Raw genomic sequence first — 13,808 nt, 5'->3', positions numbered from 1 at the left:
GGGTCATGCGATTTCAATCACGCCGCGTCGCGACGCGGACGGCTGTCACCGCCGCTGGTGTCGTTCAGGCGCTTGTCCTGCGCCATCGGATCGTGCTCGAGGATCTCGCCCTTGAAGAGCCAGACCTTCACGCCGCAGGTGCCGAACGTGGTGAACGCGGTGGCCACGCCGTAATCGACGTCCGCGCGCAGCGTGTGCAGCGGCACGCGGCCTTCGCGGTACCATTCCATGCGCGCGATTTCCGCGCCGCCGAGACGGCCCGAGCAGTTGATACGAATGCCCTGCGCGCCGAGACGCATCGCCGACTGAACCGCCCGCTTCATCGCGCGGCGGAACGCCACGCGGCGCTCGAGCTGCTGGGCGATCGATTCGGCGACCAGCGTCGCGTCGAGTTCCGGCTTGCGGATTTCGACGATGTTGATGACGACGTCGGACTGGGTGATCTCCGCGACCTTCTTCTTCAGCTTGTCGATGTCGGCGCCCTTCTTGCCGATCACCACGCCGGGGCGCGCCGAGTAAACCGAAACGCGGCACTTCTTGTGCGGGCGCTCGATCACGATGCGCGCCACGGCCGCCTGCTTCAGTTCCTTCATCAGCACTTCGCGAATCCGCACGTCCTCGTGGAGGAGCTTGGCGTATTCGCCCTTGCCGGCGAACCAACGGGAATCCCAGGTCCGGTTGATGCCGAGACGCAGCCCGATTGGATTGATCTTTTGACCCATCGTTTTCTCCTGCGCTCTTTAAGCGCTCGCCTCGGCCTCGACCTGACGGACAACGATCGTCAGCTGCGAGAACGGTTTATAGACACGGCCCGAACGGCCACGGCCGCGCGGTGCGAAACGCTTCATCACGATGCCGTTGCCGACATGCGCCTCGGAGACGACCAGCGCGTCAACATCGAGGTCATGGTTGTTTTCGGCGTTGGCGATCGCGGATTCGAGGCACTTCTTGACGTCGACCGCGATCCGCTTGCGCGAGAATTGCAGGTCGGCCAGCGCGGAAGCAGCCTTCTTGCCGCGGATCAGTTGCGCGACAAGATTGAGCTTCTGCGGGCTCACGCGAAGCATGCGGGCAACCGCCTTGGCTTCATTCTCCGAAAGGGCGCGTTCGCGCTTTGGTTTGCTCATGACTTAGTCCTCAAGCCTTCTTGGCTTTCTTATCGCCCGAATGGCCATGGAAAGTGCGGGTCGGCGAGAACTCGCCGAACTTGTGGCCGACCATTTCCTCGTTCACGGCGACCGGAACGTGCTTCTGGCCGTTGTAGACGCCGAAGGTCAGACCCACGAACTGCGGCAGGATCGTCGAGCGGCGGCTCCAGATCTTGATGACGTCGTGACGGCCAGACGCGCGGGCTGCATCTGCCTTCTTGAGCAGAGAGCCTTCAACGAACGGGCCTTTCCAGACTGAACGTACCATGTCCGGCGATCCTTACTTCTTCTTCCGCTTGTGGCGGCTGATGAGAATGAACTTGTTGGTCGACTTGTTGGTGCGGGTCTTCTTGCCCTTGGTCGGCTTGCCCCACGGGGTGACCGGGTGGCGGCCGCCCGAGGTGCGGCCTTCACCGCCGCCGTGCGGATGGTCGATCGGGTTCATGACGACGCCGCGGTTGTGCGGGCGACGGCCCATCCAACGCTTGCGGCCGGCCTTGCCGATCGAGGTGTTCATGTGGTCCGGGTTCGACACCGCACCGATGGTGGCGGTGCAGCGGCCGTGGACCATGCGCTGCTCGCCCGAGTTCAGGCGAAGAATAACGTAGTCGTGGTCGCGGCCGACGATCTGGGCGTAGGTGCCCGCCGAACGCGCCATCTGACCGCCCTTGCCGATCTTCATCTCGACATTGTGGACGATGGTGCCGACCGGCATGTTGCCCATCGGCATGACATTGCCCGGCTTCACGTCGACGTAGTTGCCGGCGATCACGGTATCGCCCACGGCCAGACGCTGCGGCGCCAGGATGTAGGACTGTTCGCCGTCGGCGTACTTGATCAGCGCGATGAACGCGGTGCGGTTCGGATCGTATTCGAGCCGTTCCACGGTCGCGGCGACATCGACCTTGGTGCGCTTGAAGTCCACCAGGCGATAGGTCTTCTTGTGACCGCCGCCACGGAAGCGCACGGTGATGCGGCCGGTGTTGCCACGGCCACCGTTGGAATGCTTGCCCTCGGTGAGCGCCTTGACCGGCTTGCCCTTATAGAGCGCCGAGCGATCGACCATCACCAATTGGCGCTGGCCGGGCGTCGTGGGGTTGAATGTTTTCAATGCCATCGTCGTAAACCTTACAGTCCGGTGGTCACGTCGATGCGGTGGCCCTCTTCGAGGGTCACGACAGCGCGCTTGGTATCCGACTGAGAGCCGAACTGGCCGCGGAAGACCTTGGTCTTGCCCTTGCGGACCAGCGTATTGACGCCCTTCACCTTGACGTCGAACAGCTTCTCAATCGCTTCCTTGATCTGCGGCTTGGTCGCCTTCGCGGCAACCTTGAACACAACCTTGTTGTGCTCGGACGCCGACGTCGCCTTTTCCGTAATCACGGGGGAGACGATGATGTCGTAGTGGCGCGAGTCCTGAGTGCTCATTTGAAGCGCGCCTCCAACGCGTCCACCGCGGCCTTCGTCAGCACCAGCTTCTGACGGCGCAGGATGTCATAGACGTTGATGCCCTGGATCGGCAGCACGTCGATGTGCGGAATGTTGCGGGCGGCCTGTGCAAAGCCGTTGTTCACTTCGGTGCCATCGACGATCAGCGCGCTGGTCAGGCCGAGGCCCGAGAAGTGACCGATCAGCGCCTTGGTCTTGGCGTCCTTCAGTTCGGCATTGTCGATCACGACCAGACCGCCGTCCTTCGCCTTCGCCGACAGCGCATGGCGCAGACCGAGTTGACGAACCTTCTTCGGCAGATCGTGAGCATGGCTGCGCACGACGGGACCGAACGCGCGGCCACCGCCACGGAACTGCGGCACGCGGGCCGAGCCGTGACGAGCACCGCCGGTGCCCTTCTGCTTGTACATCTTCTTGCCGGTGCGCCAGACTTCCGCACGGCCCTTGGCCTTGTGCGTGCCGGCCTGACGCTTGGCGAGCTGCCAGTTGACGACGCGCTGGATGATGTCCTTGCGCGGCTCGAGACCGAAGATCTCGTCCGACAGGTTCACCGAACCCGCAGCCTTGCCTTCAAGAGTTGTGACGTTCAGTTCCATCACGCGCCCTCCCCGGCAGTCGCTTCTGCGGCAGGCGCAGCCTTGTCGCCGCCTTCGGCGAGCTTGAACTTGCCCGGCTTCGCAGCTTCCTTCGGAAGCGGCTTCTTGACGGCATCGCGCACGGTGATCCAGCCGCCCTTAGAACCGGGAACGGCACCTTCGACGAGCAGCAAGCCGCGCTCGACATCGGTCTGGACCACGCGCAGGTTCAGCGTGGTGATGCGATCGACACCCATGTGACCGGGCATCTTCTTGTTCTTGAAGGTCTTGCCCGGGTCCTGACGGCCACCGGTCGAACCGATCGAGCGGTGCGAAACCGAGACGCCGTGGGTGGCGCGCAGACCGCCGAAATTCCAGCGCTTCATGCCGCCCGCGAAGCCCTTACCGACCGAAGTGCCGGTGACATCGACGAACTGGCCGGCGACGAAGTGATCGGCGGTGATTTCGGCACCGACCGGGATCACAGCATCATCGCTGACGCGGAATTCCACGACCTTGCGCTTGGGTTCGACCTTGGCGACCGCGAACTGTCCGCGTTCGGCCTTCGGCATGTAAACGGACTTGCGAGCGCCCGAACCGAGCTGGAGCGCGGTGTAGCCGTTCTTGTCCTTGGTGCGGTGGCCGACAACCTGACAGTTGCCCAGCTTCAGCACGGTCACAGGAATATGTTCGCCGGCCTCCGTAAAGACCCGCGTCATCCCGACCTTTTGTGCGATCACTCCGGAGCGCATCGGCGTGCTTCCCATTCTTTCTGTCCGGCGAGCGGACTAACGTAAAAGTTTTTAGAGCTTGATCTCGACATCGACGCCAGCGGCGAGGTCGAGCTTCATCAAAGCATCGACCGTCTGCGGCGTCGGATCGACGATATCGAGAAGGCGCTTGTGAGTGCGCATCTCGAACTGCTCGCGGCTCTTCTTATCGACGTGAGGCGAACGGTTCACGGTGAACTTCTCGATGCGGGTCGGCAGCGGAATCGGTCCGCGAACCTGAGCACCGGTGCGTTTTGCCGTGTTCACGATCTCGCGGGTCGACGTATCGAGAATCCGATGGTCGAACGCCTTGAGACGAATGCGAATATTCTGGCCGTTCATTGCCGTTTCTTTCTTGCCCGTCACGACCGGTCAGTCCGGTCATCCACGTCGGTATTCAAAGGGGCCGTCATGCCCGGCCTTCCGGCCGGGCATGACGGCGGATCGTGTCTTACTCGATGATGCTCGCGACGACGCCTGCACCAACGGTGCGGCCGCCTTCGCGGATCGCGAAGCGAAGCTTCTCTTCCATCGCGATCGGCACGATCAGGTGCACTTCCATCGCGATGTTGTCGCCCGGCATCACCATCTCGGTGCCTTCCGGCAGATGAACCACGCCCGTCACGTCGGTCGTGCGGAAGTAGAACTGCGGACGGTAGTTGGTGAAGAACGGAGTGTGACGGCCGCCCTCTTCCTTGGTGAGGATGTAGGCTTCCGCCTTGAACTTGGTGTGCGGCTTGACCGAACCCGGCTTGCACAGAACCTGACCGCGCTCGACTTCCTCGCGCTTGGTGCCGCGCAGCAGCGCGCCGATGTTGTCGCCAGCCTGGCCCTGATCGAGCAGCTTGCGGAACATTTCAACGCCGGTGACGGTGGTCTTCTGGGTGGCCTTCAGACCGACGATTTCGATTTCCTCGCCGACCTTGACGACGCCGCGCTCGACACGGCCGGTGACGACGGTGCCGCGGCCCGAGATCGAGAACACGTCTTCAACCGGCATCAGGAACGGCTGGTCGATCGGACGCTCCGGCTGCGGAATGTACTCGTCGACGTTCTTCATCAGCTCGAGGATGGCTTCCTTGCCGAGCTTGACGTCGCTGTCTTCCAGCGCGGCCAGAGCCGAACCCTTGACGATCGGAATCTTGTCGCCCGGGAAGTTGTACTTCGAGAGCAGTTCGCGAACTTCGAGTTCGACGAGTTCGAGCAACTCCGGATCGTCGACCATGTCGCACTTGTTGAGGAACACGACGAGCGCCGGAACGCCGACCTGGCGGGCGAGCAGGATGTGCTCGCGGGTCTGCGGCATCGGGCCGTCAGCGGCCGACACGACGAGGATCGCGCCGTCCATCTGGGCAGCGCCGGTGATCATGTTCTTCACGTAGTCGGCGTGGCCGGGGCAATCGACGTGCGCGTAGTGGCGGTTCGGCGTCTCGTACTCGACGTGAGCGGTCGAGATGGTGATGCCGCGGGCCTTTTCTTCCGGCGCCTTGTCGATCTGATCGTAAGCCGTGAACGTAGCGCCACCAGCTTCGGCCAGAACCTTCGTAATCGCCGCAGTCAGCGACGTCTTGCCATGGTCGACGTGACCGATGGTGCCGATGTTGCAGTGGGGTTTCTTACGTTCAAATTTCTCTTTAGCCATGACACTCTCCGTTCAGACTTTGGCTTTCACCAAAGACAATCAGGCAAACTTCTTCTGGACTTCAGCCGACACGTTGGCCGGCGCTTCAGCGTAGTGATCGAATTGCATCGTGAAGGTCGCGCGCCCCTGGCTCATCGAGCGCAGGTTGTTCACGTAACCGAACATGTTCATGAGCGGCACCATCGCGTTGATGACGTTGGCGTTGCCGCGCATGTCCTGACCCTGGATCTGGCCACGGCGGGAATTGAGATCGCCGATCACAGAACCCGTGTAGTCTTCCGGCGTCACCACCTCGACCTTCATGATCGGCTCGAGCAGGACCGACTTGCCCTTCTGAAGAGCTTCGCGGAACGCCGCGCGCGAGGCGATTTCAAACGCCAGCGCCGAGGAGTCGACGTCGTGGTACTTGCCGTCGACGAGCTGAACCTTGACGTCCACCACCGGGAAGCCGGCGACCACGCCCGAGTTCATCACGCTGTTGAGACCCTTTTCGACGCCGGGGATGTATTCCTTCGGCACCGCGCCGCCGACGATCTTCGATTCGAACTCATAGCCGGCGCCCGGCTCGTTCGGCTCGACGACGAGCGACACTTCAGCGAACTGGCCCGTACCGCCGGTCTGCTTCTTGTGGGTGTATTTGACTTCGGCCTTCTTGGTGATCTTCTCGCGGAACGCCACCTGCGGAGCGCCGATGTTGGCATCGACCTTGTAGGTGCGGCGGAGAATATCGACCTTGATGTCGAGATGGAGTTCGCCCATGCCCTTGAGAATGGTCTGGCCGGATTCCTGATCGGTCGACACGCGGAAGGACGGATCTTCCGCAGCGAGCTTCGCCAGCGCGACGCCCAGCTTTTCCTGGTCGGCCTTCGACTTCGGCTCGATCGCGATTTCGATCACCGGCTCGGGGAATTCCATCTTTTCAAGGATGACCGGATGATCCGGATCGCACAGCGTATCGCCGGTGCGCGCTTCCTTGAGGCCGGCCAGCGCGACGATGTCGCCCGCATAGGCTTCCTTGATGTCTTCGCGGTTGTTCGCATGCATCAGCAACATGCGGCCGATGCGCTCTTTCTTCTCGCGGGTCGAGTTAACGACGCCGGTGCCGCTGGTCAGAATGCCCGAGTAGATGCGGCAGAAGGTGATGGTGCCGACGAACGGGTCGTCCATGATCTTGAACGCGAGGAGCGACATCGGCTCCTTGTCGTCCGCATGGCGCAGAACCTCGTTGCCGCTCTCATCGACGCCCTTGATCGCGGGCACGTCGAGCGGCGACGGCAGATAGGCGACCACGGCGTCGAGCAGCGGCTGCACGCCCTTGTTCTTGAAGGCGGTGCCGCAAAGAACCGGATAGAACGCGCCGTTGATGACCGCCTTGCGGATCAGCTTCTTCAGCGTCGCCTCGTCCGGCTCGGTGCCGTCGAGATAGGCAGCCATGGCGTCGTCATCGAGTTCGACGGCGGCCTCGACCAGCTTCTCGCGGTATTCCTTCGCCTTGTCGGCCAGGTCAGCCGGGATCGCCTCGACGTCGTACATCGAGCCGAGCGAGTCCTGATTGTAGACCAGCGCCTGCATGCGAACGAGGTCGATCATGCCCTTGAAGTTGTTCTCGGAGCCGATCGGCAACTGGATCGCGACCGGACGCGCGCCGAGGCGGTCAACGATGTCGGACAGGCACTTGTAGAAGTCGGCGCCGGTCTTATCCATCTTGTTGCAGAAAACGATGCGCGGAACCTTGTACTTGTCGCCCTGACGCCAGACGGTTTCGGTCTGCGGCTCGACGCCCTGGTTCGAGTCGAGAACGCAAACGGCGCCGTCGAGCACGCGCAGCGAACGCTCAACTTCAATGGTGAAGTCGACGTGGCCGGGAGTGTCGATGATGTTCAGGCGCTTGCCTTCCCAGAACGCGGTGGTCGCGGCCGAGGTGATCGTGATGCCACGCTCCTGCTCCTGCGCCATCCAGTCCATCGTCGCGGCACCTTCGTGCACTTCGCCGATCTTGTGGCTCTTGCCGGTGTAATAGAGGATGCGCTCGGTCGTCGTGGTCTTGCCAGCGTCGATATGCGCCATGATACCGAAGTTACGGTAGTCCTCGATGGCATGTTGGCGGGGCATGGGCCTGTCCTTAAATGTCCGTTCGGGTCGCCGTTACCAGCGATAATGCGAGAAGGCGCGGTTGGCTTCCGCCATCTTGTGCACGTCTTCACGCTTCTTTACGGCGTTGCCGCGGTTGTTGGCTGCATCGAGCAGTTCCGCCGAGAGACGCTCGGTCATGGTCTTCTCGTTGCGGCCGCGCGCGGCCGAAATGATCCAGCGCAGGCCGAGAGCCTGACGGCGGGTGGAGCGGACTTCGACCGGCACCTGATACGTCGCACCGCCGACGCGGCGCGAGCGCACTTCGATGGTCGGCATCACGTTGTCGAGCGCCTGCTCGAACACGGTCAGCGGAGCCTGCTTGGTCTTGCTCTCGATCAGGTCGAAAGCGCCATAGACGATGCTTTCGGCGGCGGACTTCTTGCCGTCGTACATGATCGAATTCATGAACTTCGAGACGATGATGTTCCCGAACTTCGGATCCGGATTGACTTCGCGCTTTTCGGCGGAGTGGCGACGAGACATGGTTTCCGCTCCTGCTTACTTCGGACGCTTCGCGCCGTACTTCGAACGGCGCTGCTTACGGTTCTTGACGCCCTGCGTATCGAGGACGCCGCGGAGGATGTGGTAGCGAACGCCGGGCAAGTCCTTGACGCGGCCGCCGCGGATCATGACCACCGAGTGCTCCTGAAGGTTGTGGCCTTCACCCGGAATGTAGCCGATGACCTCGAAGCCGTTGGTCAGGCGCACCTTGGCGACCTTACGAAGCGCCGAGTTCGGCTTCTTCGGAGTCGTCGTATAGACGCGCGTGCACACGCCACGCTTCTGCGGCGACTGTTGCAGAGCCGGAACCTTCTTGCGCGACTTCTGCGCTTCGCGCGGATTTGCGATCAGCTGGTTGATCGTCGGCATATTCGCCTTCACCCTTGTTCACGCGAGACCTTGCGGTCTTGCAAATTCATTCGGGGCAACCGCCCCACTCTCTTCACGCCGATGCAAACCATCCGCGCAAAACGAAATCGCGCCAGCCGGTCATCGCTGACCGGAAAGCGCTGAAACGCCACAGAGGACCCCAGTTCGCCTCAGGCTTTCACCCGAAGTCCACCAAGGTCATGCATCCAAAGCCAATCTCAGAAGCCAATCGCCCGAGAGACTGATTTTCGTCTTGGCATTGCCTGGTTAGTACCGACAGCGTCTGAGCGTCATGGGTCGAGGTTGGTGCCGTTTCATGCCGGAGCCGAAGCCCGGGGGATGAAAGGTGGTCCGTTCCGACACAGGGAAGCTCACCGCCTGTCGTGAAGTGGCCGGTTTGTATAAGCCATGCATGGCCAAGTCAAGACGAAAGGTAATGTAAAAAGCCCGCGCCATTCCGGCGTTTCTGTCATCCGCATCCGATGCGCGCGAAAGACGAATTCTCCCGGAGCGAGAATCGCGCCAATCGCGATTCCCTGGGTCAGAGAACCACCGCCGCGCGCACTTTACGCCTTTGGCGATTCATATAACTAATTGATTTTAAAAGATTAGGTATAATTATACAGTAGAAGGTGCCAACCCTATCGGACCAGCCTGCATCTCCGACAGCCGATCCCGGTGGCTCAGCCTCGCGACATCCGGCGCCGCAGGATGCGGAACGCCGTGATCGGGATTTCGACCATGAAGGGAACGGGATCGTCCCATGCCATGGTCGCCCATGCGATCGGCTGGCGGAAACTCGCCAGATAGGCCCGCAGTCCCCCGCGCCATTGCCCCGACCGGACCAGCGACAGAACCGCCGGAGCGTCGCGAAGAACATGCATCCAGCGATGGTCACTGGAATTTGCCGACGCCGGGGGCGGTTCTCCATGGGCCATGCGGTAAAGCATGGTGACGAAATCGGTGCCCGCCGCCTCCCCGAGCCCGAGCCAGGCCCAGACCCGCGTGTTGACGTCGAGCGGCTTGAACTGGCCGTCGCGGGGATCGAACTTGAAGTCGATCTCCACCAGCCCCTCGTAGCGGGCCGCGCGCAGCAGCTTCTCGGCGACATCGCGAATCCGCGGCTCGTCCACGATCTCGATGAAACAACTGATGCCGAAGTCCGACGGATATTGCCGTCTCCGGCGGACCGTCATCTCCGCGACGGGCTCGCCGTCCGACCAGACTCCCGCGTAGGAATACTGCTCGTGCCCCTCACCCGGAATGTAATCCTGCACCACCACGCCCGGCGCGCCGGAATGTGCGGCCGCATCGCGATATAGTGCGTCCAGTTCCTCGCGGGTGTTCGCGCGCCAGACCTTGTCCTGCGTGAAGCTGTTGCGCACCTCGCGTTGCGCGGGCTTGAGCAGGACCGGAAAGGCGGGCTCGAGCGCTGCGAGATCCGCCTCACTCTCCACCCGGTAGCTGCGGGGAAACGGAATTCCGACCCGCGCGGCAAGCCCGGCCAGTAGCTTCTTGTCGCCAAGCTGCTTCAGGTCGTCCCATTTCAGCGACACCACGCGAAACGCCTTTTGCAGCGCATCCCGGTTCTCGGCGATCAGCTTCACGTCGCCGTCCGCGCAGGGAATGAGCAGCCAGTCTTTCAGGCCGCGTGTCGCTGCCAGATCGAGCAGCCATTGCGCGGCACCGGGCGCCTGCGCGCCGGGCCACGCGAAACTCTCCCGCACATAGCGGGAGAAGCGCGGCAACGGGTGATCGTCGCTCACATAAACAACGGGGATGCCCTTGCGGCCGAGCGTGCGCGCCGCCGCCAATGCGCCGTGAACGCCACCGAGAAGAACAACACCGGCCGGAGGAAGGGACGCGCTCATCGCTCCCTCGAAAACGGACCGAGCGCGCGGATTCGCTGTTCCCAATAAGGGCTCGCCGTCGCCAGCACGTTGTAGCCGTAATTGACGGCCCGCTTGATCCGGTCGAGCGGTGAGACATCCGTCAGTTGTTCGAAGCGGCCCGTGGCCGGATCGTAGCAGAACAGCTTGAACGGCGTGTGATCGAGGATGTGCCGCGAAATGGTGTGGTTGCGGTCGTTGCCATGCTCTTCGCAGATCATGACGCAATCGCCGGACAGAAGTTTCTCGCCGCCCGCGATGGCCGCGATCTCGACGCCCTCGACATCGAGCTTGGCGACGTAACGCCCCTTCGGATCGAGCTTCATCCGCTCCATCAGGGAATCGAGCGTCACAACCGGGACTTCCTCGCCTGCGTCCGAACCGCCTGCGATCGACAGTGCCTCATGCTTGCGGCCCGACAGATGCGCGACGCCTTCAGTCGCGCCGATCGCCGCCTTCACCGGCGTGAACCTCCCGCCATTGCGGGACGCGTTGCGTGACAGCCATGTGAAATTCGCCGACGACGGCTCAATCGCGATCGAGCGATGCGCGCCATAGGGACGGCTCGACGCCAGCACCGACCAGTAGCCGAAATTCGCGCCGCCATCGATCAGGGTGTAGTCGGCGTCGGCGATGCCCTTGAAGAACATCTCGATGTCGAATTCGTAGCGATAGCTGGAGAACAGCAGCAGGCTCCAGTAGCCATCGCAGAACGGGAAGGAAAATATCGCATCCTCGTTGAGGCGCACCTCGATCGGCTGCTCGGCCGACAGCACGCGCAGCCCCTGGCACCCCGCCGCAAAGCCGCGAAAATACCAGGCGGAGCTGATCGCAGCCCCCGCCTGCATCGCGCCGATGGTAAGGCGTTCGCGCACACCCGCTCCGCCAATGCGGCCGGTCTGACGGTCAAACGTCAAAGCCGGTTTCGGGCTGCGCTCGAGAGCGATGGAATCCATGGCAGGAAAAATTTCCAAATCACGATACTTTTATTTCCGGTCCCAATCTGGACCCGGCATGGCCTGCCTGTTCGGGGCACCGACGCTATGAAGCGAATACGGCCCAGGCAGCCGATAATCGCTTCATGCATCGCCCCACTCTCCAAGACAATCCTTGATACATGATTTCAAGTTTCGTCAAATAGAAAGGGCTGCGTTAGTGAGTGGTTAATCTTTCGGCACCCGACCGCGATAACCCCGATCCACGCCGATGCTTCCGTCACGGCCCATCATGAAAGGGGGCAAAAAGGGGGGCAAAAAAGCCCGCGCGCGACAATTCGGCGGCAACGCAAGGCCGGGCCTCATTCATCATCGTCGTCGTCGTCTTCGTCATCTTCGTCGTCATCTTCGTCACCCGCATCATGGTGCGGCTGGTGCATCTGATCATCCCAAAGCTGACGATAGAGGCCGTCCTTTTCAATCAAATCATGGTGTGACCCGCGTTCCAGCACCCGGCCGCCGCTCACCACAATGATCTCATCCATTTCAACCACCGAGGTCAGGCGATGGGTCGACCAGATCATGGTGCGACCTTCTGCCGCCTTGAGCAGCGTGCGGTTGATCGCGGCTTCCGTGGTCTGATCGAGCGCCGAGGTCGCCTCGTCCAGCAACAGCACCGAGGGGTTTCTCACCATCGCGCGTGCGATCGCGATGCGCTGGCGCTGGCCGCCGGACAGGGTGTCGCCGCGCTCGCCGACCAGCGTGTCATAACCGTCCGGCAGCGAGACGATGTGACGATGGATTTCCGCCGTCTTCGCCGCGGCCTCCACCTCGGCGTCGGTCGCATCCTGCTTGCCGAGCCGGATGTTCTCGCGGATCGACATATTGAACAGCATGTTCTCCTGAAAGACGACGGCCATGTGCGAGCGCAGCGAATCCCGCGTCACCCTGCGAATATCGACGCCATCGATCGTGACACGCCCCTCGGTCGGCTCGTAAAGCCGCAGGATCAGGTTGAGCAGCGTGCTCTTGCCCGAGCCGCTGGGGCCGACGATGGCGATATTCTTGCCGGCCTCGAGCTTCAACGTCAGGGCGTCGAGCACCTTGGTGTCGGTGCCCTCATAGCTGAAACTGACGCGCTCGAAGGCGATATCGTTCATCACCGGCGGCATGACCGGTGCGCCCGGCCGGTCCGCGCCCCGCACCGGCTCGTCGAGCAGTTCCTGCATATGCTGCACGGAGGCGGCCGAGGAGATCGCCAGCGGAATGAAATGCATCAGATGCGCGATGTTGTAGGAAATTTCCCAGAACGCGCTCTCGAAGGTGACGAAAGTGCCGACCGTGATCTGGCCCTTGGTGGCGAGATACGCGCCGATGCCGAGCACGACGAGATGCAGCAGCAGCACGGAGACGGTGACGGTGCGCTCCACCATCGAGGACAGGAAGGTCGCCTCCGCGATCGAGCGCCGCGCATTGAGGTTGCGGAACGTGAACCAGCCGAACGCCTTGCGTTGCAGGCCGAACGCCTTCACCACGAGCTGGGTGCCGATGTTCTCCTGCACCACGCCGAGGATCGCGGATTCATTGACCTTCTGCTCGTAATTGGCCTGCACCGCCTTCGGCGTCAGGATTCGCGGACCAACCAGCGTCACCGGGAAAATCAGCAGCGCCACCACCGCAAGTTGCCAGTTCAGCCAGATCATCAGGCCGATGCCGGCGATCAGTTCGAACAGCGGCAGCAGCGCGCTGTTGGCGAGCGATTTGATCGAGCTTTCGTAACCCGCCATGTCCACCGAGAAGCGCGACAGGATTTCGCCGCGCTTGGTGCGGCCGAAGAACGACGCCGGAAGGCTTTGCAGATGATTGAACAGCCGGGTGCGGACGTCGGAGATCACCGCCGCGGACAGGCGCGCGTCCCAGAGTTCGTACCAGACTGCCACGATCGAGGTGAGAATGCCTGCGGCCGCCAGTACAATGAGGATCACGTAGAGCGCGTGGAAGTCCTCCTCCCCCAGCGCATCGTCGATCAGGTATTTCAGGCTGAGCGGCATGATGACGTTGAACAACGTCTCCACGAACAGCCCGATGCCGACGAATACAAGCCAGCGCCTGTAGTTGCGCATCAACGGCCATGTGAAGCGCCAGATCGTCGCGAACGCGCCCGCGGCTTCGCTCGCGGTAAAGGCGACGAGATCCTCGTCATCGTCGTCGTCAATATCGACCGCGACCGGCTCCGGAACAGGCTCTGGACGCGCGACCTCCTCGGCGGCGCGCTTGTCGGCAACGGACTCCGGGGCGGTGCTATCCGGCGGTGGCGACATCGAAAGGATTTACCCAGTGCGCGATTTGTTATGCGCGGTTTCGGTACGGACGATCAGGCGAAGGCCGGCCGCCCTG

15 protein-coding genes are annotated in these 13,808 nt (G+C 62.3%); all 15 read right to left on the bottom strand.

Annotated features, from left to right (window positions below; translation table 11 throughout):
- Positions 1-17 precede the first annotated feature (17 nt).
- The 15 genes from rpsC to AFIC_RS06610 all read right to left on the bottom strand — a co-directional run bounded on the left by rpsC (position 18) and on the right by AFIC_RS06610 (position 13,732).
- Positions 18-722 (bottom strand): 30S ribosomal protein S3, encoded by a 705-nt coding sequence (gene rpsC / locus AFIC_RS06680; RefSeq protein ID WP_275248353.1) that lies wholly within the window; start codon positions 720-722, stop codon positions 18-20.
- A gap of 18 nt (positions 723-740) precedes the next feature.
- The gene (gene rplV / locus AFIC_RS06675) at positions 741-1,127 is read right to left on the bottom strand and encodes a 50S ribosomal protein L22 (protein WP_275248352.1); all 387 of its coding nucleotides are present in this window, start codon (positions 1,125-1,127) and stop codon (positions 741-743) included.
- A gap of 10 nt (positions 1,128-1,137) precedes the next feature.
- Positions 1,138-1,416, bottom strand: coding sequence for a 30S ribosomal protein S19 (rpsS, locus tag AFIC_RS06670; protein WP_008136357.1), 279 nt, complete (start codon positions 1,414-1,416; stop codon positions 1,138-1,140).
- Positions 1,417-1,428: 12 nt separating this feature from the next.
- Entirely contained in the window at positions 1,429-2,265 is an 837-nt protein-coding gene (gene rplB / locus AFIC_RS06665) for a 50S ribosomal protein L2 (RefSeq protein WP_275248351.1), read from the bottom strand.
- Between the two features lie 11 nt (positions 2,266-2,276).
- Positions 2,277-2,576: a 50S ribosomal protein L23 gene (locus AFIC_RS06660; protein WP_275248350.1), complete on the bottom strand. Its 300-nt coding sequence runs from the start codon at positions 2,574-2,576 to the stop codon at positions 2,277-2,279.
- Positions 2,573-3,193, bottom strand: a complete 621-nt coding sequence (gene rplD / locus AFIC_RS06655; protein WP_275248349.1) for a 50S ribosomal protein L4 — start codon at positions 3,191-3,193, stop codon at positions 2,573-2,575. The genes AFIC_RS06660 and rplD overlap by 4 nt, the downstream gene beginning before the upstream one ends.
- Positions 3,193-3,924, bottom strand: coding sequence for a 50S ribosomal protein L3 (gene rplC, locus AFIC_RS06650; protein WP_275248659.1), 732 nt, complete (start codon positions 3,922-3,924; stop codon positions 3,193-3,195). The genes rplD and rplC overlap by 1 nt, the downstream gene beginning before the upstream one ends.
- Before the next feature lie 51 nt (positions 3,925-3,975).
- On the bottom strand, positions 3,976-4,284 hold the full coding sequence (gene rpsJ / locus AFIC_RS06645) for a 30S ribosomal protein S10 (RefSeq protein WP_002712302.1): 309 nt from the start codon (positions 4,282-4,284) through the stop codon (positions 3,976-3,978).
- A gap of 109 nt (positions 4,285-4,393) precedes the next feature.
- Positions 4,394-5,584: an elongation factor Tu gene (tuf, locus tag AFIC_RS06640; protein ID WP_275248347.1), complete on the bottom strand. Its 1,191-nt coding sequence runs from the start codon at positions 5,582-5,584 to the stop codon at positions 4,394-4,396.
- Between the two features lie 39 nt (positions 5,585-5,623).
- On the bottom strand, positions 5,624-7,696 hold the full coding sequence (gene fusA / locus AFIC_RS06635) for an elongation factor G (RefSeq protein ID WP_275248346.1): 2,073 nt from the start codon (positions 7,694-7,696) through the stop codon (positions 5,624-5,626).
- 33 nt (positions 7,697-7,729) lie between these two features.
- Positions 7,730-8,200, bottom strand: coding sequence for a 30S ribosomal protein S7 (rpsG, locus tag AFIC_RS06630; protein ID WP_275248345.1), 471 nt, complete (start codon positions 8,198-8,200; stop codon positions 7,730-7,732).
- A 15-nt stretch (positions 8,201-8,215) separates the two neighbouring features.
- Positions 8,216-8,587: a 30S ribosomal protein S12 gene (gene rpsL / locus AFIC_RS06625; RefSeq protein ID WP_002712306.1), complete on the bottom strand. Its 372-nt coding sequence runs from the start codon at positions 8,585-8,587 to the stop codon at positions 8,216-8,218.
- Positions 8,588-9,270: 683 nt separating this feature from the next.
- Complete coding sequence (locus tag AFIC_RS06620; protein ID WP_275248344.1) at positions 9,271-10,458, bottom strand: carboxylate--amine ligase; 1,188 nt, start codon at positions 10,456-10,458, stop codon at positions 9,271-9,273.
- Positions 10,455-11,432 (bottom strand): FkbM family methyltransferase, encoded by a 978-nt coding sequence (locus AFIC_RS06615; RefSeq protein WP_275248343.1) that lies wholly within the window; start codon positions 11,430-11,432, stop codon positions 10,455-10,457. The genes AFIC_RS06620 and AFIC_RS06615 overlap by 4 nt, the downstream gene beginning before the upstream one ends.
- Positions 11,433-11,773: 341 nt before the next feature.
- A complete protein-coding gene (locus AFIC_RS06610; protein WP_275248342.1) occupies positions 11,774-13,732 on the bottom strand; it encodes an ABC transporter ATP-binding protein in 1,959 nt (652 codons plus the stop codon).
- Between the last annotated feature and the right edge of the window lie 76 nt (positions 13,733-13,808).

The sequence above is a fragment of the [Pseudomonas] carboxydohydrogena genome (assembly GCF_029030725.1).
In the GTDB taxonomy this organism is placed as follows: Bacteria; Pseudomonadota; Alphaproteobacteria; order Rhizobiales; family Xanthobacteraceae; genus Afipia; species Afipia carboxydohydrogena.
Note: the sequence above shows the minus strand (reverse complement) of the source record. Positions and strands in the feature narration are given on the sequence as shown.

Excerpts from the sequence above, each read along its gene's own strand:
- rpsC (WP_275248353.1), bottom strand. The coding sequence starts at position 722 with ATGGGTCAAAAGATCAATCCAATCGGGCTGCGTCTCGGCATCAACCGG.
- rplV (WP_275248352.1), bottom strand. The coding sequence starts at position 1,127 with ATGAGCAAACCAAAGCGCGAACGCGCCCTTTCGGAGAATGAAGCCAAG.
- rpsS (WP_008136357.1), bottom strand. The coding sequence starts at position 1,416 with ATGGTACGTTCAGTCTGGAAAGGCCCGTTCGTTGAAGGCTCTCTGCTC.
- rplB (WP_275248351.1), bottom strand. The coding sequence starts at position 2,265 with ATGGCATTGAAAACATTCAACCCCACGACGCCCGGCCAGCGCCAATTG.
- AFIC_RS06660 (WP_275248350.1), bottom strand. The coding sequence starts at position 2,576 with ATGAGCACTCAGGACTCGCGCCACTACGACATCATCGTCTCCCCCGTG.
- rplD (WP_275248349.1), bottom strand. The coding sequence starts at position 3,193 with ATGGAACTGAACGTCACAACTCTTGAAGGCAAGGCTGCGGGTTCGGTG.
- rplC (WP_275248659.1), bottom strand. The coding sequence starts at position 3,924 with ATGCGCTCCGGAGTGATCGCACAAAAGGTCGGGATGACGCGGGTCTTT.
- rpsJ (WP_002712302.1), bottom strand. The coding sequence starts at position 4,284 with ATGAACGGCCAGAATATTCGCATTCGTCTCAAGGCGTTCGACCATCGG.
- tuf (WP_275248347.1), bottom strand. The coding sequence starts at position 5,584 with ATGGCTAAAGAGAAATTTGAACGTAAGAAACCCCACTGCAACATCGGC.
- fusA (WP_275248346.1), bottom strand. The coding sequence starts at position 7,696 with ATGCCCCGCCAACATGCCATCGAGGACTACCGTAACTTCGGTATCATG.
- rpsG (WP_275248345.1), bottom strand. The coding sequence starts at position 8,200 with ATGTCTCGTCGCCACTCCGCCGAAAAGCGCGAAGTCAATCCGGATCCG.
- rpsL (WP_002712306.1), bottom strand. The coding sequence starts at position 8,587 with ATGCCGACGATCAACCAGCTGATCGCAAATCCGCGCGAAGCGCAGAAG.
- AFIC_RS06620 (WP_275248344.1), bottom strand. The coding sequence starts at position 10,458 with ATGAGCGCGTCCCTTCCTCCGGCCGGTGTTGTTCTTCTCGGTGGCGTT.
- AFIC_RS06615 (WP_275248343.1), bottom strand. The coding sequence starts at position 11,432 with ATGGATTCCATCGCTCTCGAGCGCAGCCCGAAACCGGCTTTGACGTTT.
- AFIC_RS06610 (WP_275248342.1), bottom strand. The coding sequence starts at position 13,732 with ATGTCGCCACCGCCGGATAGCACCGCCCCGGAGTCCGTTGCCGACAAG.